General features: G+C 66.0%; 22 protein-coding genes. 17 read left to right on the top strand and 5 right to left on the bottom strand.

Features of this window, described 5'->3' with window-relative positions:
* Positions 1-3: 3 nt before the first annotated feature.
* From VSR82_RS21565 to VSR82_RS21500, 14 genes are all read left to right on the top strand, one after another.
* Complete coding sequence (locus VSR82_RS21565; protein ID WP_368585654.1) at positions 4-537, top strand: chemotaxis protein CheW; 534 nt, start codon at positions 4-6, stop codon at positions 535-537.
* Positions 538-576: 39 nt separating this feature from the next.
* Positions 577-2430: a methyl-accepting chemotaxis protein gene (locus VSR82_RS21560; RefSeq protein ID WP_429461267.1), complete on the top strand. Its 1854-nt coding sequence runs from the start codon at positions 577-579 to the stop codon at positions 2428-2430.
* A gap of 204 nt (positions 2431-2634) precedes the next feature.
* Positions 2635-3597, top strand: coding sequence for a CheR family methyltransferase (locus tag VSR82_RS21555; protein ID WP_368585656.1), 963 nt, complete (start codon positions 2635-2637; stop codon positions 3595-3597).
* Entirely contained in the window at positions 3594-4307 is a 714-nt protein-coding gene (cheD, locus tag VSR82_RS21550; RefSeq protein WP_368585657.1) for a chemoreceptor glutamine deamidase CheD, read from the top strand. The genes VSR82_RS21555 and cheD overlap by 4 nt, the downstream gene beginning before the upstream one ends.
* Before the next feature lie 5 nt (positions 4308-4312).
* Positions 4313-5398: a protein-glutamate methylesterase/protein-glutamine glutaminase gene (locus VSR82_RS21545; RefSeq protein WP_429461955.1), complete on the top strand. Its 1086-nt coding sequence runs from the start codon at positions 4313-4315 to the stop codon at positions 5396-5398.
* Between the two features lie 61 nt (positions 5399-5459).
* On the top strand, positions 5460-5855 hold the full coding sequence (gene cheY, locus VSR82_RS21540) for a chemotaxis response regulator CheY (protein WP_368585658.1): 396 nt from the start codon (positions 5460-5462) through the stop codon (positions 5853-5855).
* A 1-nt stretch (position 5856) separates the two neighbouring features.
* Positions 5857-6567, top strand: a complete 711-nt coding sequence (gene cheZ, locus VSR82_RS21535; protein ID WP_176109974.1) for a protein phosphatase CheZ — start codon at positions 5857-5859, stop codon at positions 6565-6567.
* Positions 6568-6904: 337 nt separating this feature from the next.
* Positions 6905-7450 carry a DUF2844 domain-containing protein gene (locus VSR82_RS21530; RefSeq protein ID WP_368585659.1) on the top strand — a complete coding sequence of 182 codons (546 nt, stop codon included), beginning with the start codon at positions 6905-6907 and terminating at the stop codon, positions 7448-7450.
* A 14-nt stretch (positions 7451-7464) separates the two neighbouring features.
* Positions 7465-8778, top strand: coding sequence for a DUF3443 domain-containing protein (locus VSR82_RS21525; RefSeq protein WP_429461264.1), 1314 nt, complete (start codon positions 7465-7467; stop codon positions 8776-8778).
* Positions 8779-8953: 175 nt separating this feature from the next.
* Complete coding sequence (gene flhB, locus VSR82_RS21520; RefSeq protein WP_429461262.1) at positions 8954-10189, top strand: flagellar biosynthesis protein FlhB; 1236 nt, start codon at positions 8954-8956, stop codon at positions 10187-10189.
* Entirely contained in the window at positions 10186-12288 is a 2103-nt protein-coding gene (gene flhA / locus VSR82_RS21515; RefSeq protein ID WP_410852152.1) for a flagellar biosynthesis protein FlhA, read from the top strand. Before flhB ends, flhA begins: the two co-directional genes overlap by 4 nt.
* Before the next feature lie 282 nt (positions 12289-12570).
* Positions 12571-14526, top strand: a complete 1956-nt coding sequence (flhF, locus tag VSR82_RS21510; RefSeq protein ID WP_429461260.1) for a flagellar biosynthesis GTPase FlhF — start codon at positions 12571-12573, stop codon at positions 14524-14526.
* Positions 14519-15388, top strand: a complete 870-nt coding sequence (locus VSR82_RS21505) for a MinD/ParA family ATP-binding protein (protein ID WP_368585664.1) — start codon at positions 14519-14521, stop codon at positions 15386-15388. The genes flhF and VSR82_RS21505 overlap by 8 nt, the downstream gene beginning before the upstream one ends.
* A gap of 30 nt (positions 15389-15418) precedes the next feature.
* Positions 15419-16153: an RNA polymerase sigma factor FliA gene (locus VSR82_RS21500; protein ID WP_368585665.1), complete on the top strand. Its 735-nt coding sequence runs from the start codon at positions 15419-15421 to the stop codon at positions 16151-16153.
* Positions 16154-16247: 94 nt separating this feature from the next.
* On the opposite strand, the gene VSR82_RS21495 is transcribed toward VSR82_RS21500, so the two are convergent.
* From VSR82_RS21495 to flgA, 5 genes are all read right to left on the bottom strand, one after another.
* Positions 16248-16658 (bottom strand): type II toxin-antitoxin system HicB family antitoxin, encoded by a 411-nt coding sequence (locus VSR82_RS21495; protein WP_013090887.1) that lies wholly within the window; start codon positions 16656-16658, stop codon positions 16248-16250.
* Positions 16655-16837 (bottom strand): type II toxin-antitoxin system HicA family toxin, encoded by a 183-nt coding sequence (locus VSR82_RS21490; protein ID WP_498858045.1) that lies wholly within the window; start codon positions 16835-16837, stop codon positions 16655-16657. The genes VSR82_RS21495 and VSR82_RS21490 overlap by 4 nt, the downstream gene beginning before the upstream one ends.
* Before the next feature lie 284 nt (positions 16838-17121).
* Entirely contained in the window at positions 17122-17568 is a 447-nt protein-coding gene (locus VSR82_RS21485; protein ID WP_368585667.1) for a flagella synthesis protein FlgN, read from the bottom strand.
* Between the two features lie 94 nt (positions 17569-17662).
* Positions 17663-18022: a flagellar biosynthesis anti-sigma factor FlgM gene (flgM, locus tag VSR82_RS21480; protein WP_368585668.1), complete on the bottom strand. Its 360-nt coding sequence runs from the start codon at positions 18020-18022 to the stop codon at positions 17663-17665.
* 177 nt (positions 18023-18199) lie between these two features.
* Entirely contained in the window at positions 18200-19672 is a 1473-nt protein-coding gene (gene flgA / locus VSR82_RS21475) for a flagellar basal body P-ring formation chaperone FlgA (RefSeq protein WP_429461254.1), read from the bottom strand.
* A 218-nt stretch (positions 19673-19890) separates the two neighbouring features.
* Here flgA and flgB point away from each other — a divergent pair, with 218 nt between their 5' ends.
* From flgB to VSR82_RS21460, 3 genes are all read left to right on the top strand, one after another.
* Entirely contained in the window at positions 19891-20391 is a 501-nt protein-coding gene (gene flgB / locus VSR82_RS21470) for a flagellar basal body rod protein FlgB (protein ID WP_368585670.1), read from the top strand.
* Positions 20392-20519: 128 nt separating this feature from the next.
* On the top strand, positions 20520-20945 hold the full coding sequence (flgC, locus tag VSR82_RS21465) for a flagellar basal body rod protein FlgC (protein WP_013090881.1): 426 nt from the start codon (positions 20520-20522) through the stop codon (positions 20943-20945).
* An 11-nt stretch (positions 20946-20956) separates the two neighbouring features.
* Positions 20957-21664, top strand: coding sequence for a flagellar hook assembly protein FlgD (locus VSR82_RS21460; RefSeq protein ID WP_368585671.1), 708 nt, complete (start codon positions 20957-20959; stop codon positions 21662-21664).
* Positions 21665-21693 lie beyond the last annotated feature (29 nt).

The following is a 21693-nucleotide window of genomic DNA, read 5'->3' as shown; positions in this document are numbered from 1 at the left end:
AACGTGGCAGAAGTCCAATCCATCAATTCGAGCGTCGCAAACGCGAGCGGTACGAATGGCCGCCGCGACGCGCAGGCGGACGCCGGCGGTCAGGAATTCCTCGTCTTCACGCTCGGCGCGGAAGAGTACGGCATCGACATCCTGAAGGTGCAGGAAATCCGCGGCTACGACAACGTGACGCGCATTGCCAACGCGCCCGAGTTCATCAAGGGCGTGATCAACCTGCGCGGCATCATCGTGCCGATCGTCGATATGCGGATCAAGTTCCATCTGGGCCGCGTCGAGTACGACCATCAGACCGTCGTGATCATCCTGAACGTCGCGCATCGCGTGGTCGGGATGGTCGTGGACGGCGTGTCGGACGTGCTGACGCTGGCGATCGACCAGATCATGCCGGCGCCGGAATTCGGCGCGACGCTGACGACCGAATACCTGACCGGCCTCGGTACGGTCGACGGCCGCATGCTGATCCTGATGGACATCGAGAAGCTGATGACCAGCTCCGAGATGGCGCTGACCGAGACGCTCGGCGTCTGACGGCATGCAGCAACGGAACCCGGCACAAGGAGCATCAACATGCTGAGCAGGTGGTCGATCCGCACGTCGCTGACGATGGTGGGGATTCTTCTGGTGACGCTGACCGTGGCGGTCGGCGCGCTCGGGCTGACCGCGCTGAATCGCGCGAGCGGCTCGCTCGAACGCATCGCGCGCGGCGAACTGGTCGCGATTCATGCGCTCGACGACGCGTCGGCGTCTCTGCTGCGCGCGCGCATCGCGATCGAACGCTTCAACACGCTGACGGCCGCCGGCAAGGCGGACGAGGCGAAGAAGGCACTCGATCGCGCGCAGGAGCTGCTCGGCAAGAGCAATCAGAGCTGGCAGGCGTATCTCGACGCGCCGAAGCACGGCGTCGAGCAGCCCTTGCTCGACGATGTGCTCGCCAAACATACGACGGTGATGCACGACGGCGTCGACGTCGAATTCGCCGCGTTGAATGCGAACAATCTCGACGCGTATCACGCGGTCGCGGACACCAAGATCAGCCCGATGTTCATCGCCTACGACGCGGCGGCCGCCGCGGTGATCCAGGCGCTGCAGCGGAGCGTGGCCGATCAGGAGGCGAGCGCGCAGTCGAACACATCGCTGATGATCACGCTGATCAGCGTGATTACGGTGTTCGCGCTGCTGGTGGTGGTCGGCATCAGCTTCGCGCTGCGCGGGCTCATCGTGCAGCCGCTGAAAGACGCGACCGCGTGCTTCGAGCGGATCGCCGCGGGCGACCTGTCCACCCCGGTCGAGGCATTCAGCAACAACGAAATCGGCCGCCTGTTCGCGGGCATCAAGCGGATGCAGGAAAGCCTCGCGACGATGCTGCGCGCAGTGCGCAGCGGTACCGAATCGATCGACACCGGCGCGCGCGAAATCGCGATGGGCAACACCGATCTGTCGCAGCGCACCGAGCAGCAGGCGGCGTCGCTGCAGGAAACCGCGTCGAGCATGGATCAGCTGACCGGCACCGTGCGGCAGAACACCGAGAACGCGCGCCAGGCGAGCCAGCTCGCCGTCAACGCGTCGGACATCGCGACGCGCGGCGGCGAGGTGGTGAGCCAGGTCGTCACGACGATGCAGGAAATCGCGACCAGTTCGAACAAGGTCGTCGACATCATCGGCGTGATCGAGGGCATCGCGTTCCAGACCAACATCCTCGCGCTGAACGCGGCGGTCGAAGCCGCGCGCGCTGGCGAACAGGGCCGCGGCTTCGCGGTGGTCGCGGGCGAAGTGCGCAGCCTCGCGCAGCGCAGCGCGAGCGCCGCGAAAGAGATCAAGGAGCTGATCGGCGATTCGGCCGACAAGGTGAAGAGCGGCTCCGAACTGGTCGGCCGCGCGGGCACGACGATGGACGAAATCGTCCAAGCGGTGCGTCGCGTGACCGACATCATGGGCGAGATCAGCGCGGCGTCGGAAGAGCAGTCGAGCGGCATCGAGCAGGTCAATCGCGCGGTCGTGCAGATGGATTCGGTCACGCAGCAGAACGCGGCGCTGGTCGAACAGGCGGCCGCCGCGGCGGCGTCGCTCGAAGACCAGACGCGCCAGTTGCAGGCGGTGCTGAGTGGCTGGAAGGTGACCGGCGGCACACCGGCGCGTCAAAGCGCACCGGCGACGCCGCGTTCGCAAGCCTCCGCGCAGTTCGCCAAGGCCGCACCGCAAGCAGCGAGCGCGGCGACGCCGGTGAACCCGGCCGGCGCGAGCAGCGAAGCGAAGGCAACCGCTGCGGCCCCGGCCCAGCACGAGGCAGCCGCACGAGTCGAACCGGCACTGAAGTCCAGGCCGGCCGCAGCAGCGGCTCGCGCGACGACCGACACGCCCGCGCGCGCCGCTCCGGCGAGCACGGCGAAGGCAAGCTCGGACGCGGACTGGGAAACGTTTTAGGCAACGGCAGAGTGATATGTGGTCAACCGGCATCGCGCCCGCGGATGGGCGAAGCATCGAAGCACGCGCAGCACGCGTGTCGCGAGCCGGCCGTATGTCGATGGTACTCGCGGGAGGGCGCGACCCCGCGAAGACAATTCCTACCTCCCAGCCAGTCCGGCTGGGCGGCGAGCGTGATGGCTCATATCGCAGACAGGAATTTTGATGATGGCAACGCGCGCAACACAACGCCCCGTGCGGGCGGCACCTGACGGCATCGAGCCGGCCAGGTCCGTCGAGACGGGACGCGATTTCGAATTCACGGCGGCGGATTTCGCCCGCATCCGCGATCTGATTCATCGCGTGGCGGGCATCTCGCTGTCGGACCACAAGCGCGACATGGCGTATAGCCGCCTCGCGCGACGCTTGCGGGCGCGCGGCATCGATACGTTCCGCCAGTATCTCGATCTGCTCGAAGCGGAAAACGATCCGGCCGAGTGGGAAGCGTTCACCAATGCGCTGACCACCAACCTGACCGCGTTCTTCCGCGAAGCCCATCACTTTCCGATCCTCGCCGAGTTCGTGCCGCGCCGGTCGCAACCGGTGTCCGTGTGGTGCTCGGCGGCATCGACCGGCGAGGAGCCGTACTCGATCGCGATGACGCTGATCGAGGCGCTCGGCGAGACCGGCGCGCGCCAGGCGTCGGTGCTCGCGACCGACATCGACACCCAGGTGCTCGCGAAGGCCGAGGCCGGCGTCTACCAGTTCGATCAGGTCAAGCACCTGTCCCCCGAGCGCCTGAAGCGCTTCTTCCTGAAGGGCACGGGTGCGCATGCGGGGATGGTCAAGGTGCGTCCCGAAGTGCGCGCGCTCGTGCGCTTCGAGCAACTGAACCTGACCGATCGCGATTACCAGTTGCGCACGCAGTTCGACGCGATCTTCTGCCGCAACGTGATGATCTATTTCGACAAGCCGACGCAGGCGCAGGTGCTGGCGCGCTTCGAGCCGCTGGTGAAGCCGGGCGGCCTGCTGTTCGCCGGTCATTCGGAGAACTTCACGTACGTGACGCAGGCGTTTCGACTGCGCGGCCAGACCGTCTATGAACTGACGCGCGACACCAGCGGCGCGCGCGCGCCGTCGCGCGCGAACGCGCATGACGCACATCAGGCGAGCGGGGTGGCCGCATGAGCAGCACGCTGCCGATCGCTACCAACCTGTACTACGACAACCACTTCCAGCGCCCCGGCGTGAAGCTGTTGCCCAACGAGTTCTACACGACGAGCGAAGACATGGTGCTCGTGACCGTACTCGGCTCGTGCGTCGCGGCCTGCATCCAGGACCGCACCGCGGGCATCGGCGGCATGAATCACTTCATGCTGCCGGACGACGGCGCGGACGTCGCGCAGGCCGCGTCGGACTCGATGCGCTACGGCGCGTACGCGATGGAAGTGCTGATCAACGAACTGATCAAGGCGGGCGGCCGGCGCGAGCGCTTCGAGGCCAAGGTGTTCGGCGGCGGCGCGGTGCTCGCGGGTATGACGACGATGAACATCGGCGACCGCAACTCGGAGTTCGTGCGCCGCTATCTGGCCACCGAAAAGATCCGCATCGTCGCCGAGGACCTGCAGGGCTCGCATCCGCGCAAGGTCGCGTTCATGCCGCGCACCGGTCAGGTGATGGTGAAGAAATTGCGCTTGCAACAGGAAGCGGGCGTCGCCGAGCGCGAACAGGCGCTCGTGCGGCAGAGCGCCGAAGCGCGCGCCGAGCGGCTCGCCGCGGCGCGCAGCCGGGTCGAGCTGTTCGCGAAGCCGGCCGCCGCGCGGCCGAAAATCGAACTGTTCGGCGCGAGCCCGCGCCCGACTTATTCCAACAACGCCAGAACCACAGAGGAGGCGTGAGCGCTGTGCAAAAGATCAAGGTATTGTGCGTCGACGATTCGGCGCTGATCCGCAGCCTGATGACCGAGATCATCAATGGCCAGCCGGACATGACGGTGGTGGCGACGGCGCCCGATCCGCTCGTCGCGCGCGAGCTCATCAAGCAGCACAACCCGGACGTGCTGACGCTCGACGTCGAAATGCCGCGCATGGACGGCCTCGATTTTCTCGAGAAGCTGATGCGTCTGCGGCCGATGCCGGTCGTGATGGTGTCGTCGCTGACCGAGCGCGGCAACGAAATCACGCTGCGCGCGCTCGAACTCGGCGCGGTCGATTTCGTGACCAAGCCGAAGGTCGGCATTCGCGACGGCATGCTGGACTACGCGGAAAAGCTCGCCGACAAGGTTCGCGCGGCGGCCCGCGCGCGCGTGCGCCAGGCGGCGCCCGCGCAGCAGGCCACCCAGGCGGCGCACGCGCCGGTCGGCTCCGCGCCGCTTTTCAACAACCCGCTGCTGAGTACCGAGAAGCTGGTCATCGTCGGTGCGTCAACGGGCGGCACCGAGGCGATTCGCGAAGTGCTGGTGCCGCTGCCGCCCGATGCGCCCGCGGTGCTTATCGCGCAGCACATGCCGCCGGGCTTTACGAAATCTTTTGCGCAACGCCTCAATGGTTTGTGCCGGATTACCGTTAAAGAAGCAGAGCACGGCGAGCGGGTGCTGCCGGGGCACGCATACATCGCGCCGGGCCACGCGCATCTGTTGCTCGCGAGGAGCGGTGCGAACTATATTGCGCATCTGTCCGACGACCCGCCGGTGAACCGGCATCGTCCGTCGGTCGATGTGCTGTTCCGCTCGGCCGCGCAGCACGCGGGCAAGAACGCGGTCGGCGTGATTCTGACCGGCATGGGGCGCGACGGCGCGGCCGGTCTGCTGGAGATGAGAAAGGCGGGTGCCTACACGCTGGCGCAGGACGAGGCGAGCTGCATCGTGTTCGGCATGCCGCGCGAGGCGATCGCGCTCGGTGCGGCCGACGAAATCGCCTCGCTGCCGGACATGAGCCGGCGCGTGATGGCGCGTTTGTCGTCGATGGGTGACCGCGTTCAGCGGGTATGATGCGTGCCGGATGGAATGACGCGGTTCAACGCCGCAACATGGATCAAGCAAAGGGAAAGAAATGGATAAGGGAATGAAGATTCTGGTGGTTGACGATTTTCCGACGATGCGCCGGATCGTCCGCAACCTGCTGAAGGAACTGGGCTACTCGAACGTCGACGAGGCGGAAGACGGCGCGGCCGGTCTCGCGCGTCTGCGCAGCGGCAACTACGAGTTCGTGATCTCGGACTGGAACATGCCGAACCTCGACGGCCTCGCGATGCTGAAGGAAATTCGCGCCGACGCGAGCCTCGCGCATCTGCCGGTGCTGATGGTGACGGCCGAGTCGAAGAAGGAAAACATCATCGCGGCGGCGCAGGCCGGCGCGAGCGGTTACGTCGTCAAGCCGTTCACGGCCGCGACGCTCGACGAGAAGCTCAACAAGATCCTCGAGAAGATGGCGAAAGCCGGGAGCTGACGTGACGCCGCCGACCCAAACGCCTGGCGCCGAAGCGGGCAGCGATAGCGGCGACTTCGCGTCGGACCGCATCCTTGCCCGTATCGGTCAACTGACGCGCACGTTGCGCGATTCGATGCGCGAGCTCGGGCTCGACAAGCACGTCGAGCGCGCGGCCGAAGCCGTGCCCGATGCGCGCGACCGGCTGAAGTACATCGCCAACATGACCGAGCAGGCCGCCGAGCGCGTGCTGTCGGCGATCGACATCGCGAAGCCGATCCAGGAGCAGTTGCAGAAAGACGCGTGCACGCTCGACGCGCGCTGGGAGCAGTGGTACGCGGCGCCGATCGAACGCGAGGAAGTGCGCGCGCTGATGAACGACACGCGCACCTTCCTGCGCGGCGTGCCCGACTCGACCAGCGCGACCAACTCGCAGCTGATGGAGATCATGCTCGCGCAGGACTTCCAGGATCTGACCGGCCAGGTGATCAAGAAGATCACCGAGGTCGTCTATCTGATCGAGCAGCAGCTGCTCGGCGTGCTGGTCGAAAACATCGCGCTCGAACGGCGCGAGCAGTTCGCGGCGCACGCGGCGGCTCTGAAGGCCGAGGTGTCGTCGACGGGCAGCCCCGAGCATCTGCTCAACGGTCCGCAGATCAATCCGGAAGGCAAGACCGATGTGGTCCAGGATCAGTCGCAGGTCGACGATCTGCTTGCGAGCCTCGGTTTCTGAGCAAACGATTCGGCCCGGCAAGCGCGCCGGGCTGGTGCTTTCTCCGCGATTTATGCCAAACACGCGGTCAATCGGCACCGACTCCACATCTTCTTTACGATTTCCTGCTAGTAATAGCCGGTAAATCGCACGTGCGGGCGCACCTTGCGCCGGCTGAAAGAATCCGCAGGCATACTACGAGGTCAAAGCGGTACGGCACCCGGCCCGCGCAACGCCGGGCAGTCGCGTGGTGAGGGGATCCCTCGGCATTGCGGCCACGGTGGCGCCGTATCATCTGCCTATAAGCGGCCGCTTCGCGTAACCGGCGAAGCGCACCGCGGCCCGGGAGGAGCTTCTCATGTGGAGTCGTATTCGTCGCGCCGGAGTTACGGCGCTCGTGTTGCCATGTTCGTTACTGGCCCTGACGGCCGCGCAGTCAGCCCATGCGGCGCTGGGCAGCGCGCCGCTTACCCCACCGTCCGACGCGTCGGTGTCGTCCCGCGTGGTGCAGCCCTCCAGCGGATCATCGCAAAGTGTGATGCGTTCCCAAGCGAGCGGGGCATCGTCCACCTCTTCCACACCTGCTTCCTACACGGTACGCGAGACCACGTTTGGCAACGGCACCGTGGTGCGCGAATATCTGAGCACGAGTGGCGCGGTATTCGGCATTGCGTGGCGTGGTCCGCAAATGCCCGATCTCAATGATCTGCTCGGCAGTTATTTCCCGCAGTATGTGGCCGGCGTGAAGGCCGCTCGGGCCGCGCGCGGCAACGCGCGGGGGCCGGTCGCCGTGAACGACAGCGACATCGTGGTCCATTCGGGCGGCCATATGGGCGCGTTCAGCGGCGTCGCGTGGCTGCCGTCAGCGCTACCGGCCGGCGTCAGCGGCTCCGACATCCAGTAACGGCGAGGACGACGATGCGAATCATGCTCACGACCGCGAATCTGAAAGGCTGGATGCAGGCCGCCCTTGCCGTGCTGCTGACGGCGACGCTCGTTGCCTGCGGAGGAGGTGGCGGTAGCGATGACAACTCGAACAATGGCGGCGGCACGTCGAACGGACTGAACGGCGGTTCGCTGCCGCCCAGCCCGACCCAGCAGCCGATTTCCGCGAACGCGTCGAACACGGTGCCGATCACGGTCGGCCGGGGCGCGGCCGGTGTCATCAACATCCCGACCGTCAGCGTGACGATCTGCGCGCCGGGCTCGACCGCCAACTGCCAGACCATCAACAACATTCAGCTCGATACCGGCTCGTTCGGCTTGCGCGTGGTCAGCTCGGTACTCAATTCGACGCTGCTCGGCGCGCTGCCGGTCAGCACGATCGGCGGCAACGGCGCGCAGCTCGCCGAGTGCGCGACGTTCGCGGACGGCTTCACGTGGGGCTCGGTGCGCACCGCGCTCGTGACGATCGGCGGTGAAACGACGACCGGCGCTATTCCGCTGCAGATCATCGGCGACAAGCCCACCAGCACGGTACCCACGCGCGGCTGCGGCAGCGGTTCGCCCCAAAACACGGTCAGCGATCTGGGCGCCAACGGCATTCTCGGCGTCGGCACCGCGCCGACCGATTGCGGCGCGACCTGTGCGAACCCGGTGACCGCGGTGACCTACAGCAACTACTTCGCCTGCCCGAACGGCACGTCGTGCAGCCGCACCGCGGTGCCGCTCAACCAACAGGTGGCCAACCCGGTCGCGAACTTCCCGCTCGACAACAACGGTGTGATCGTACAGATGGCACCCGTGTCGGACTTCGGGCAGGCGTCGGCGACCGGCACGCTGGTGTTCGGCATCGGCACGCAGGGGAACAACCCGCTCGCCGCTGCGCAGGTCTTCACGACCGACCCGTTCGGCGACCTCAACAACAGCACCTTCAACGGCGCGACGGTCCAGGCGTTCCTCGATTCCGGCTCGAACGGCTATTTCTTCACCGATAGCTCGATCGCGCTGTGCGGCAGCCAGTTCGCGGGCTTCTATTGCCCGTCGTCGGCGCAAACCCGCACGGTCACGCTGGTGGGATTGAACAAGGTGTCGGCGGTCGCGAGCATCGGCATTCTGAATGCGCAGACGCTGTTCGCGAACGGCAGCAACTTCGCGTTCAACAACCTCGCCGGTCAGATCGGCGGCAACGCCAGCTTCGACCTTGGTCTGCCGTTCTTCTACGGCCGCCATGTGTACTACCACCTCGATCAGACCGCGAGCGGCGGTCCTTCCCCATTCGTCGGCTACTAAAGCCGCACGTCTATCCGATGCCGGACGGCGCGCGTGAGACACGCGCGAGCCGTCCGGTCATCCGTCGAAATACCCCCGTTTCTCCTTCTTTATCCGCCGATCGGCGCTTGCGTCGAGCAGGAATAATCGCTCTCACTGGAAAGAGGCGCCGTGCCTCGGCCGACTGGAGAGCTATGTGGCAGAGGACAGCGACCTCGAAAAAACCGAATCCGCCACCCCTCGGCGCCTGCAGAAGGCGCGCGAGGAGGGGCAGATCGTACGTTCGCGGGAACTGTCGACCTTCGCGCTGCTCGCGGCCGGGTTCTACGGTGTATGGGGCATGTCGGGCAACATCGGCGACCATCTGCAGAACATGGTGCGTGCGTCGCTGATGTTCAACCACGCGAGCGTGTTCGACACGAACCGCATGCTGATCGGCGCGGGCACGGCCGGTCGCGAAGGACTGTATGCGCTCTTGCCAGTGCTCGGCGTCACCGGACTGGCCGCGCTGCTCGCACCGATGGCGCTGGGCGGCTGGCAGCTGTCGGCGAAAGGGCTCGAGCCCAAGTTCAACCGGCTGAACCCGATCGAGGGCTTCGGCCGGATGTTTTCGATCAACGGACCGATCCAGCTCGGCATGTCGCTCGCGAAGACGCTGGTGGTGGGTCTGATCGGCGGCACGGCGATCTGGAATCGCCACGAGCAATTCCTCGCGCTCGCGACGCAGCCGCTCGAAGTCGCACTCGCCAACTCCATGCATCTGATCGCGGTGTGCTGCGGCATGACGGTGGCCGGCATGTTCGCGGTGGCCGCGCTCGACGTCCCGTATCAGCTGTGGTCGTTCCACAAGAAGCTGCGCATGACGAAGGAAGAAGTGAAGCGCGAGCATCGCGAGAGCGAAGGCGATCCGCACATCAAGGGCAAGATTCGCCAGCAGCAGCGCGCGATCGCGCGGCGCCGCATGATGGCGCAAGTGCCGAAGGCCGACGTGGTCGTCACGAACCCGACGCACTTCGCGGTCGCGCTGCAATACACGGACGGCGAGATGCGCGCGCCGAAGGTGGTCGCCAAGGGCGTGAACCTCGTGGCCGCGCGGATTCGCGAAATCGCCACCGAAAACAACGTGCCGCTGCTCGAAGCGCCACCGCTCGCGCGGGCGCTTTATCACAACGTCGATCTGAATCGCGAGATTCCGGGGCCGCTCTATGGCGCGGTCGCCGAAGTGCTCGCGTGGGTCTATCAGTTGCGCCGCTTCAAGGCCGAAGGCGGCGACGTGCCGCTCGCGCCGACCGAACTGGACGTGCCGCCGGAACTCGACAAGGGCGGCGTGTCGGACCAGGACGCCGCCGAAGAAGCCGCCGACACGCTGAACCCGACCGCCGACCACGCCAACGACGCCACTAGCGGCGACAACAACGGAGCCTCCGCATGAACGCTCGCGCCGGTTTCCTCGCCCGACGGCCGGATGCGCTGAGCAGCACCAACCTGCGCGCCCTCGCCGGGCCGGTGCTGATCTGCATGATCCTCGGCATGATGATTCTGCCGTTGCCGCCGTTCCTGCTGGATCTGCTGTTCACGTTCAACATCGCGCTGTCGGTGATGGTGCTGCTCGTCAGCATGTACACGATGAAGCCGCTCGACTTCGCCGCGTTCCCGAGCGTGCTGTTGTTCTCGACGCTGCTGCGGCTGTCGCTGAACGTCGCCTCGACGCGGGTCGTGCTGCTCGAAGGCCATACCGGCCCCGATGCGGCCGGCCAGGTGATCGAGTCGTTCGGCCACTTCCTCGTCGGCGGCAACTTCGCGGTCGGTATCGTCGTGTTCGTGATCCTGATGGTGATCAACTTCATGGTGATCACCAAGGGCGCGGGCCGGATCGCCGAAGTGTCCGCGCGCTTCACGCTCGACGCGATGCCCGGCAAGCAGATGGCGATCGACGCCGATCTGAACGCCGGCCTCATCAACGAAGAGCAGGCGCGTAAGCGTCGCACGGAAATCTCGCAGGAAGCCGAGTTCTACGGCTCGATGGACGGTGCGAGCAAGTTCGTGCGCGGCGATGCGATCGCCGGTCTGCTGATCATGGTGATCAACATCATCGGCGGGCTGATCGTCGGGATGGTCCAGCACGACATGAGTTTTGCCGCGGCGGGCAAGAACTACACGCTGCTGACGATCGGCGACGGCCTCGTCGCGCAGATTCCGTCGCTGGTGATTTCGACGGCGGCCGGCGTGATCGTGTCGCGCGTCGCGACCAACGAAGATATCGGCACGCAGCTGACGGGGCAGCTGTTCACGAACCCGCGCGTGCTGATGATCACGGGCTGCATTCTCGTGCTGATGGGCCTGATCCCGGGCATGCCGCACTTCGCTTTCCTGATTCTGGGCGGCGGCCTGATCCAGCTCGGCCGCACGATGAAGAAGCGCAACGAGGAGCGCAAGAACGCGCCGGCGCTCGTCGACGTCGCGCCGGCCGCGCTCGCGCCGGTCGAAAACGCCGAGGCGAGCTGGGACGACGTGACGATGATCGACACGCTCGGCCTCGAAGTCGGCTACCGGCTGATTCCGCTCGTCGACAAGAATTCGGACGGCGAGCTGCTCAAGCGGATCAAGAGCATCCGCAAGAAGTTCGCGCAGGAAATCGGCTTCTTGCCGCCGGTCATTCATATCCGCGACAACCTCGAATTGCGGCCGAACGGTTATCGGATCGCGTTGAAGGGCGTCGAGGTCGGTTCGGGTGAGGCGTACCCGGGCCAGTGGCTCGCGATCAACCCGGGTCAGGTGTCGGCCGCGCTGCCGGGCACGCCGACCCAGGACCCGGCGTTCGGCCTGCCCGCGATCTGGATCGATACGAACCTGCGCGAGCAGGCGCAGGTGTACGGCTACACGGTCGTCGATTCGAGCACGGTGGTCGCGACCCACCTGAATCACCTCGTCGTCACGCATGCGTCGGAGCTGCTTGGCCGCCGCGAGGTGCAGTCGTTGGTCGAGCGGATGCAGAAGGACACGGCGTCGCTGGTCGACGATCTGGTGCCGAAGATGCTGCCGCTCACCACGCTGCAAAAGGTGCTGCAGAACCTGCTCGAAGAAGGCGTGCCGATCCGCGACATGCGCACGATCCTCGAAGCGCTCGCCGAGCACGCGACCAAGATCACCGACCCGCACGAGCTGACCGCCGCGGTGCGGCTCGCGCTGGGTCGCGCGATCACGCAGCAGTGGTTCCCCGGCACCGCCGACATGCAGGTGATGGGCCTCGACGCGAACCTCGAACGGGTGCTGTCGCAGGCGCTCTCGACCGGACCGAACCCGGGTCTCGAACCGGGTCTCGCGAACACGCTGCTCAGTGAAACGCAGAAGGCGATGATGCGTCAGCAAAACCTCGGCCTCGCGCCGGTGCTGCTCGTGCAGCACGCACTGCGGCCGATGCTCGCGCGCTTCCTGCGCCGCAGCCTGCCGCAGCTGAAGGTGCTGTCGTATGCGGAAGTGCCCGATACGCGCAACGTCAAGGTGGTGAACCTGATCGGCGCGCACGGCTGATACAGGCCGCTCGCTCGTGACTGTCGATACGACGCAAACCGGCGCTCCAGTGGGGCGCCGGTTTTTGTTTGCGCTTGCGATTCCGTCTGTCGTTGGATCGGTAAAAACGCCTTTGCGGGCCTCCGCAGGCGGTATGCCTGCCGTGTGTCCATCGCGCGAATTGCCCGCCTTTAACGGTCTTTATCCATCGATCGTCGCCCGACGCGTTTCGCAATAATTGATCGCAATGGGAAGCGGTGTATTGCCGGTCCGTCAGTCCGTATACCTCATCGGGGGTCCAGCTTGAACATTCGTAAATTTGTCGGTGCTACCAGTCGCGATGCGTTGCGTCTCGTTCGCGAAGCACTGGGCGCCGATGCGGTCGTGCTGTCGAATCGGACGATGGACGACGGCAGCGTCGAAATCGTCGCGCTCGCCGATAGCGATCTGGCCGCGATCACGCCGAAGGCGCGCGAAGGCGCGGCATCGACGGCGGCCCCGCGAGGCTTGTCCGCGGCGCCGATGAATCCGTATGCGAGTGCCATGCCGGACGTGTTTTCGTCGGTGTTCGGCGCGAGCCCGGAAGCGGGTGCCGAAGCGATGCCGGCGATCGAGCCTGCGAAGGCAGCCGCGGATTCGATGGGCGGCCCGGCGAACAGGACGGCGCTCAATTCTGCGCTCAATTCCGCAGTCGGCCAGGCGGCCGACATGCTGTCCGCGACTGAAGCAGCGCCGGCCTCGTTACCCGCCGGTTCGTCAGTTGGCCCGGCGATGCTGGGCGCGAGCGGCGCGTCCGCGGCCATCGCGACGAGCGCCGCGCCCGTCGCGAGCCAGCCCGCTGCCGCCGCGCCTTCCGGCGCGAGCGCCCGCGCCGCATCCACGCGCCTGTCGAAAGACATCCGCGCGGATCTGCTGAAGGCCGCCGGCGTGCCGGTACCGCCGGCCGTCGCAGCGAGCGAGGCCGCCGCGCCGCGCACGATGGCCGAATCGAATCCGTGGCTGATCGATCACGCGCGCCGCATCGCGGCCGAGCAGCAGCAACAGGACGGCCAATACAGCGCACGTCCCGCCGCGATGACGCCCGCCGTCGCGACCGCCAAAGGCCTCGGCAACGCGGTCGACGCGCGGCCGGTGATCGACACGCCCGACTGGGCGCGCGAAGCGGCCGAAGTCGCCGCGCGCCGCAGCGCGCAGAAGATCGCGCCGGCGTCCCCTAGCGACGAGGGCCGCACGCCGGCCGCCGTCGCCGAAGCGATCAAGGGGCGCATGGAGCAGGTCGTCCGGGACACCGTGATGAACGAGCTGTCGTCGATGCGCGACATGATGGAAGAGCAATTCGCGGGTCTGATGTGGGGCGATCGACAGCGCCGCAGTCCGGCACGCGCCGCGCTCACCAAGCATCTGTTCGCCGCGGGCTTTTCCGCGCAGCTCGTGCAGATGCTGGTCGACAACATGCCCGAAGCCGTCGACACGATGGACGGCGGCATGGACTGGGTGCGCTCGGTGCTCGAATCGAACCTGCCGGTGATGGAGAACGAAGACGCGCTGATGGAGCGCGGCGGCGTGTTCGCGCTGATGGGGCCGACCGGCGTCGGCAAGACGACCACCACCGCGAAGCTCGCCGCGCGCTGCGTGATGCGCTTCGGCGCGAGCAAGGTGGCGCTGCTGACCACCGACAGCTACCGCATCGGCGGTCATGAACAGCTGCGCATCTTCGGCAAGATTCTCGGTGTTTCCGTGCACGCGGTGAAGGACAGCGCCGATCTGCAACTCGCGCTCTCTGAATTGCGCAACAAGCACATCGTGCTGATCGACACGATCGGCATGAGCCAGCGCGACCGCCTCGTGTCCGAGCAGATCGCGATGCTGAGCCGCGCCGGCCAGCCGGTGCAGCGTCTGTTGCTGCTCAACGCAACGAGCCACGGCGACACGCTGAACGAAGTCGTGCAGGCTTATCAGCGTGCGCCGGACCAGCATCCGCTCGCCGGCTGCATCCTGACCAAGCTCGACGAAGCGACCAACCTCGGCGGCGTGCTGGATACGGTGATCCGCTACAAGCTGCCGGTGCATTACGTATCGACCGGACAGAAGGTGCCGGAGAACCTGTACGTCGCGACGAAGAAATTCCTGATCAAGAGCACCTTCTGCATTCCGCGCGACAACTCGCCGTTCGTGCCGCACGACGACGACATCCCTGCTTTGCTGTCCTCGCTTTCCGCACGTTCGACGGCCGAGCTGCACGAGGTTCGCTTTGGATAAGTTCGGTTCAGATCAAGCCGAAGGGTTACGGCGGTTGCTCGCGCGCGGCGGTGCGCGCGTGATCGCGCTGGCGGGTGCGTCGTCGCGCGTCGGCAATACGACAGCGGCGGTGAACCTCGCCGCGGCGCTCGCGCAGCAGGGCAAGGACGTGCTGGTGATCGACGAATGCGTCGGTGAGAACTCGGTGAGCGCAATGCTTGGCGGCTTGCGCGGCGCGGGCAACTTCGCGGCGGTGATGCGCGGCGACACGCCGGTCGACTTCGCCGCCGCGCGTCACCCGCTCGGCTTTTCGGTGCTGGCCGCGTCGCGCAACAACCGCGAGGGTCACACGGAGGCCGAACTCAGCGCGCTGCTCGGCGGCTCGGCCGACATCGTGCTGATCGACGCGCAGCTCGACGTCGAAGGGCATCTGTCGCCGCTCGCGAAGCAGGCGCACGACGTGATGATCGTCGCGCGCATGTCGGGCGAGGCGATCACCGACGCTTATGCGTGCATCAAGCGATTGCACTACGCGCACGCGATCGCGCAGTTGCGCGTGCTCGCCAATCACGTGCAAAGCGCCAACGACGCGCAAGCCGCGTTCGCGAAGCTCGCCGGCGTGGCCGGCCGTTACCTGACCGTCGCGTTGGAATGCGCCGGCTGCATCGCGGCCGACGTGCGCATGGCGCGGGCGCTCGAGCTGTCGCGCTGTGTGGTCGATGCGTTTCCGTCGACCCCGGCCGCGCGCGACTTCCGCCATCTCGCCGCCGAATTGCAGTACTGGCCGATGCGGCCAGCGATGTCGTCGCAAACGCCCTGGCGGGCGCCTGCGACAGTTACAGCGGCGCACCACGCCGACCAACCGTCCGCGCATCACGCTTAAAAGGCGTGCACGAAGGATAAGGGGAGCACGATGTACAACGCTCAGGGAAAGATTTCTCAGGCCGACGTTCTGACGAAATACGCACCGCTCGTGCGTCGACTCGGCTTGCAGCTTGTCGCAAAAATGCCGGCGAGCGTCGATCTCGACGACCTGATCCAGGCCGGCATGATCGGCTTGCTGGATGCCGCCGGCCGCTACAAGGAAGACCAGGGCGCACAGTTCGAGACCTATGCCAGCCAGCGGATTCGCGGCGCGATGCTCGACGAGCTGCGCAGCAACGACTGGTTGCCGCGCAGCCTGCGCCGCACGTCGCGCGAAGTGGAATCCGCGGTGCACAAGGTGGAGCAGAACCTGGGCCGCTCGGCGAGCGAGGCGGAAGTCGCCGAGCACCTGCAGATGCCGCTCGACGAATATCAGTCGATGCTGCAGGACCTGCACGGCAGCCAGCTGATCTACTACGAAGACTTCGACCGCTCCGCCGACGACGAGCCTTTTCTGGACCGCTACTGCGTCGATCATTCCGATCCGCTGTCGGCGCTGCTCGACGACAGCTTGCGCTCGGCGCTCATCGAAGCGATCGACCGCTTGCCGGAGCGTGAGAAGCTGCTGATGTCGCTGTACTACGAGCGCGGCATGAATCTGCGCGAGATCGGCGCGGTGATGGAAGTCAGCGAATCGCGCGTATGCCAGTTGCACAGCCAGGCGGTGGCACGCCTGCGCGCCCGGTTGCGCGAAATGGCCTGGGCGAACGCCGAAACGAACTGACGCGACCGCGGGGCAGGCCGGCGATCTTCAAGCGCTGCCGTTCAGATGCGGCGGTGCGGCGATGCCGATGCACGCCGGTGCCGCCCACCGTTGCTCAAGCGTCCGCCATCTCATGCTCGGCGGCGAGCGCGAGAAACGCCGAGCGCGACATGCCGCGCGCCTGCGCATACGCGTCGATCTCCTGCACCAGCACCTCGGGCAACGAGATATTGATGCGAACCGCCTTCTTCAACGCCGGAATATTGCGCGTTGTCACGAACCCCCATGTGAACCCCTCGAACTCGGGATTGCGCCGATGCTCGCCGAGCGTGAGCGGCTCGGGCAGCGGCAAGCCTTCGTCGAGCAAGGTTTCGAGATGCGATTCGATCGCCTCTTTCGCGTTCACATACGCTTGTTCGAGCGTGTCGCCCGCGGAGTAGCAGCCCGGGATATCGGGCACCACGACGCCGAACGCGTGCGTGTTGTCTCCGGGTTCGATGGCGATCGGAAAGATCAGATGCTTCATTTGAGCCCCGCCTGTTTCAGAATGCTGTTCAGAGTGCCGGCCGGCAAATCTTGTTTCGGATGGGGGAGGGTGACGAGCCCCCGCTTTCCCGCGTGCCTGAAATGATGATGACTGCCCGCTATGCGGACGAGCTGCCAGCCATTTGCTTGAATCAATTTGACGACCTCGGCACTGTTCATACCCTCCATTATACACACACCTACACAAAATCACTGGCAGACAAGATTTCGCCCGTCGATGCTCGGCCCCCCTCGAAGCCGCGGCGTCTGAGAAACCTCGAACGAAGTCATCATTTCAACGTGATGAGGTCGATTGGCGCCAGCTAGCCGAACGGCTAACGCGGCGTGGAATGCGGAGGAAAGTGGGTGAAAAAGCGGTGGCGAAAAATGAAAAGGCCCGTCATCGACGGGCCTTTTAATTCATTTCGGATATTGCCCGATTGCGGGCCGGACAGGCGGGCCGATCAAAGTCCCGAATAAGCCGGAACTCGTCCATCCGGCCCATACAGATTCGTCTTGCGCGGCACGTTGACTTGCAGCGCTTTTAGCGCGCGCTGGTTGTAGTCCATCCGCACGCGGATCAGCTCGCCGTTGTTGGTGTTGACGCGCCGAGCGCGATCCGCGGCTTTCTGCAGCAGCTTCCATTGCGTCGCGATGCGCGCGTCGGTGCTCGCCGCGAGTTCCATGCCGGACCAGCCGGTCGGAAAGCCGAGTTCGGTCAGGTGTGCGTCGCGCGCGGCTTCGAGCCTCGCGAGCACGCCGATCAGTTCGGTTTTCTTCTCGACGATCGCTGGCAACTGCTCCATTGGCGAGACCGCCGTCAGTGCTTTGGTTTCGAGAGTGAGGATCGAGGCGAACGCTTCGACGGTCGAATATTCTTCGATCAGGGTAGCAACCAGGGCGTCTTTCATGTCAACAACTCGCTACGCACACCGGCTCGCGAACGACGCGCGAACCGCGTTGGTCGAACGCCGCCCGGCAGATCACCGCGCGGCGCAATGCCGATCAGTTGCCGGTCGACGAGGTTTTGTTCTGCAACAGATCGCGCGCCGTCTGCAGTACGCCGTCGGCGATCTTGCCGGAGTCGATCTGCAGCGTGCCGTCCTTGATCGCCTGCTTGATCGACTCGACGTGCGCGGTGTCGATGTCGGCCGAGCCGGACGCCGCGAGGCTGCGCAGATGCTGCGACAGACCCGACAGGTTGACGCTCGTGTCGCCCGACGCGCTGCTCGCGGCTCGCGCGGCCGTGCCCGTCGCGCCCTGCGTGGCGCTGGTTGCCGGCGTGGCTTCGCCGCTCTGCTGTGAACGGGACAAAGCGTCTTTCAACGACGGCAGATTCGAAGAGGTGGTGGGATCGACTTTCACGATTGGCTTCCCTTACGATTTGATCCTGATAACGGCAACTGCTGATCAAAACTTTAGCGCAATCGCTCGACCCCCGGCCCGCCGGCAGGCGGCCATCTGCCCCTTTCAATACCCGTCTGTCTGCTCCGGCCACCGCGGCGCCAGCAGCTGCGACGGTGCTCGTTGCCACCAGTCCGCTCACATCTGGATCTCGACCGTGCCGCCGTCCTTGACGATGCCGGAGATGATCTGGCCATTTGCGGTTTTCACGCGCACCTGCTGACCCGGCGACGCGTTGTTCATCGCGCTGCCCTCGGACGAAATCGAGAAACCGTCGCCGGCTGCGACGACCCGTACGGTCTGGCCGAACACCACCGCCGACGCGCTCTTCAGCATGTCGCGGCGCAGCGGCATGCCGCCCGGGATCCGCACCAGCGAGACCGATCCGACCGCCTGCGACGGGTCGGTGACGATCGCCTGCGGCAGGCCGGTCAGGTCGCCTTCGCGCGCGACGAGGTCGGCGGCCGTGAGCACTTCGCCCGGCGCCATCGCGCGGGCGGCGAGGTAGTAGGTTGCATGCAGCGAGATGTGCGCCTGCAGATAAATGGTCCACGGCCGCTCGCCTGCGCAGCGCACGCCGACGGTGAGCCGCCCCCACAAGCGCCCGCCGCTCGGCATGAACGGTTCGAGCGACGTGCACGCTGCGAGGCCGCGCGCAAACGCGGACGCGACCGTGATGTCGACCTTGCCGGGCAGGCCGACGGCCTGCTGTTTCAGGAACGCGAGCGCGGCTGCATGAATCGCTTCCGGGTCCTGCTGGCCTGGCAGCGGCGCGGGTGCGGCAGCGGTCTGCGGCGTTCTCTGTGCAATGGCGGTGGACGTGTTGGCGGCTGGTTGGCGCGCGCCGGGCGACGTCGCGGGCGCTTTCACACTTGGCAGACGCGCCGGCTGGCCGACAGCGGCCGCGAGCGGCTTGCCATTCGCGCCGAACTCGGGCGGCTCGCCGCGTGCCGCGAGACTGTCGAAGCCATCGCCTTGCGGCGCATTGGCGGCGACCGCGCGCGAATTCGCGGCGCCGGCGGCCGGGCCCGCTTCGACATTCACGCGCGCGACGCCCGACGCTCCCGTGCTGGCAGCCGGAGGAATCGTCACGACGCCGTTGGCGTCCGGTTTGAAGTTGGTGCGAATGATGGCCGGCGCGGCGGCTGCGGGCTCGCCCGCGCCCGGAATGACGATCGCGCCGCTAGCGCTCGCCGCACGCCCGAACGTATCGGTGTCGCGCGACGCGGGTGCGCGGCCGAGCGACTGCGCGGTCGCCGCCGCGAGCGAAGCCGCCGACGCGCCGCGCTGCGCCGGCGTCTGAATCCGTTGCGCCAGATCGTTCAGCGCGGCGGGGTTGTTCTCGGCGGGCCCCGGAATCACGATCGGGCCAGCCGCATCCTGCGCCTTGGTCGTAGCCGGCAGCAACACGATGCCGCCCGCAACCCATACGGCGACGTTGATCACCACCCGCGTCAGGCAACGCGCAACGCACCGCGAGATAGAGCGCGGCAGCGGTTGCGCGAGCACACCCTCCGAACCATCGACATGCTCATCGGCCCCCGCACCACCCACGCGACGCCTCGTCGTGCCGCCCGCACGCTGCGGCAAGGTGTTGGTGGGCTGGTCCATCGCGGGTCTCCATCGAATGCCTCGGTACGCCTTGCATTCTAGTGAGCACCCCTTTCGCGCAAACGTTGAATAGAAGCCCCCTTTCCCGGTTATTCGTCCGATTGCCCCTTGCGCCCGGCCAATAAGATGCATCACATGCAAAAAGGCCTTCGCACCCACGGCGTGTCTTTCACGATGCGCACACGGGACGGCCTTGGAAACGTTCTCGGGAGATTCCGATGCTGGACAAACTCGATGCCGAATTCGCGTTCGGCCGGCAGGCGCTGGATGTACGCGCATACCGGCAGGAACTGTTGTCGTCGAATATCGCGAACGCCGACACGCCCGGCTACAAGGCGCGCGATATCGACTTCGCGTCGTCGCTCGCCGGCGCGCTGAAGAAAACGGGCCGCAGCACCGCCGGGCAGGGCGCGTCGAACAACACGACGCTCGCAATGGCGCAACCCGCCGGCGTGACGAGCGGCATGTCGATGAACACGACCGAGGCCGGCCACATGAGCGGCAAGGCCAGGCTGACCCCGACGGGCGGCAGCCCCGACGACTACGGCAACCTGCAATACCGCATGCCGCTGCAGCCGGCGCTCGACGGCAACACGGTCGACGTCGACGTCGAGCGTGTGCAGTTTGCCGACAACACGGTGCACTTCCAGTCGGGTATGACGGTCGTGTCGAACCAGATCAAGACGATGCTGTCGGCGATCACGTCGGGCTCGTCGTAAGCCGGGCACGAGTACGCCGCACGAGCAGGGCGCATAGCAGCTGAACACAGGCAGCATGCACGCACGAACAGAAACGCTACGGGACTTAACGTGAAGCCGGTGCGAACCGGCAGGAGAGGTCAGGAAACATGCCATCCCTGATGAATATTTTTGGTGTCGCGGGTTCCGCGATGTCGGCGCAGTCGGAGCGACTCAACGTGACGGCGTCGAACCTCGCCAACGCGGACAGTACGACGGGCCCCGACGGTCAGCCGTACAAGGCCAAGCAGGTCATATTCGCGGTGAACCCGATCGGCGGCGCGCGCACGCGCTCCGGCCAGCAGGTCGGCGGCGTGCGGGTGACCGGCGTGGTCGACGATCCGTCGCCAATGAAGACCGCGTACGACCCGGGCAATCCGGCCGCCGACGCGAACGGCTACGTGACGCTGCCCAACGTCGACCCGGTGCAGGAGATGGTCAACATGATCTCGGCCTCGCGCTCGTACCAGGCCAACGTCGAAACGCTGAACACGGCCAAAACCCTGATGCTGAAAACGCTCACGATCGGAACCTGAGGAGAGAGCCTTTGACCACCAACACCACGATCGGCAGCAACGGCACGACCGTTTCGCAGACGCTGCTCGACACGATGAACGGCACGAACAGCAGCTCGACGAACGGCACCTCGGGCACCTCGGCCTCGGACCTGCAGAACACCTTCCTGCAACTGCTTGTCGCGCAGCTGAAGAACCAGGACCCGACCAATCCGATGGACAGCTCGCAGATGACCTCGCAGCTTGCCCAGATCAGCACGGTGCAGGGCATCAGCAACCTCAATACCTCGCTGACCTCGCTGTCGACGCAGCTGTCGGCCAGCCAGCAGGCGCAGTCCGCGCTGCTGATCGGCTCGACCGTGCTCGCACCGGGCAACTCGGTCACGGTGTCGAGCGGCAAGGCGAACGAGTTCGGCGTCACGCTCGCGAATGCCGTGAGCGACCTGCAGATCGTCGTAAAGAACTCGGCCGGCACGATCGTCAACACGCTGGATCTCGGCAAGCAGTCGGCCGGCACGGTTCCGGTTGGCTGGACACCGACCGACACGGCAGGCAACACGCTGCCCGACGGCACTTACACGATTACCGCGACCGGCACGATCAACGGCCAGCAGGCGACGGCCACCACGCTCACCAGCGCGACGGTCCAAGGCATCGTCCAGCAGAGCAGCGGCACGCCGGGCCTCGTGCTGTCGAACGGCACGACGGTCGGCCTGACCAGCGTCGCCGCGATCCTGTAATCCGGATCCATCCAGTTACGACTTTCCAG

It is taken from the genome of Burkholderia sp. JPY481, assembly GCF_038900515.1.
In the GTDB taxonomy this organism is placed as follows: domain Bacteria; phylum Pseudomonadota; class Gammaproteobacteria; order Burkholderiales; family Burkholderiaceae; genus Paraburkholderia; species Paraburkholderia youngii.
Note: the sequence above shows the minus strand (reverse complement) of the source record. Positions and strands in the feature narration are given on the sequence as shown.

Bases quoted from the DNA above. Each gene is read 5' to 3' on its own strand.
- VSR82_RS21560 (WP_429461267.1), top strand. From the start codon at position 577: ATGCTGAGCAGGTGGTCGATCCGCACGTCGCTGACGATGGTGGGGATT.
- VSR82_RS21555 (WP_368585656.1), top strand. From the start codon at position 2,635: ATGATGGCAACGCGCGCAACACAACGCCCCGTGCGGGCGGCACCTGAC.
- cheD (WP_368585657.1), top strand. From the start codon at position 3,594: ATGAGCAGCACGCTGCCGATCGCTACCAACCTGTACTACGACAACCAC.
- cheY (WP_368585658.1), top strand. From the start codon at position 5,460: ATGGATAAGGGAATGAAGATTCTGGTGGTTGACGATTTTCCGACGATG.
- VSR82_RS21530 (WP_368585659.1), top strand. From the start codon at position 6,905: ATGTGGAGTCGTATTCGTCGCGCCGGAGTTACGGCGCTCGTGTTGCCA.
- VSR82_RS21525 (WP_429461264.1), top strand. From the start codon at position 7,465: ATGCGAATCATGCTCACGACCGCGAATCTGAAAGGCTGGATGCAGGCC.
- flhA (WP_410852152.1), top strand. From the start codon at position 10,186: ATGAACGCTCGCGCCGGTTTCCTCGCCCGACGGCCGGATGCGCTGAGC.
- VSR82_RS21500 (WP_368585665.1), top strand. From the start codon at position 15,419: ATGTACAACGCTCAGGGAAAGATTTCTCAGGCCGACGTTCTGACGAAA.
- VSR82_RS21495 (WP_013090887.1), bottom strand. From the start codon at position 16,658: ATGAAGCATCTGATCTTTCCGATCGCCATCGAACCCGGAGACAACACG.
- VSR82_RS21490 (WP_498858045.1), bottom strand. From the start codon at position 16,837: ATGAACAGTGCCGAGGTCGTCAAATTGATTCAAGCAAATGGCTGGCAG.
- VSR82_RS21485 (WP_368585667.1), bottom strand. From the start codon at position 17,568: ATGAAAGACGCCCTGGTTGCTACCCTGATCGAAGAATATTCGACCGTC.
- flgA (WP_429461254.1), bottom strand. From the start codon at position 19,672: ATGGACCAGCCCACCAACACCTTGCCGCAGCGTGCGGGCGGCACGACG.
- flgB (WP_368585670.1), top strand. From the start codon at position 19,891: ATGCTGGACAAACTCGATGCCGAATTCGCGTTCGGCCGGCAGGCGCTG.
- flgC (WP_013090881.1), top strand. From the start codon at position 20,520: ATGCCATCCCTGATGAATATTTTTGGTGTCGCGGGTTCCGCGATGTCG.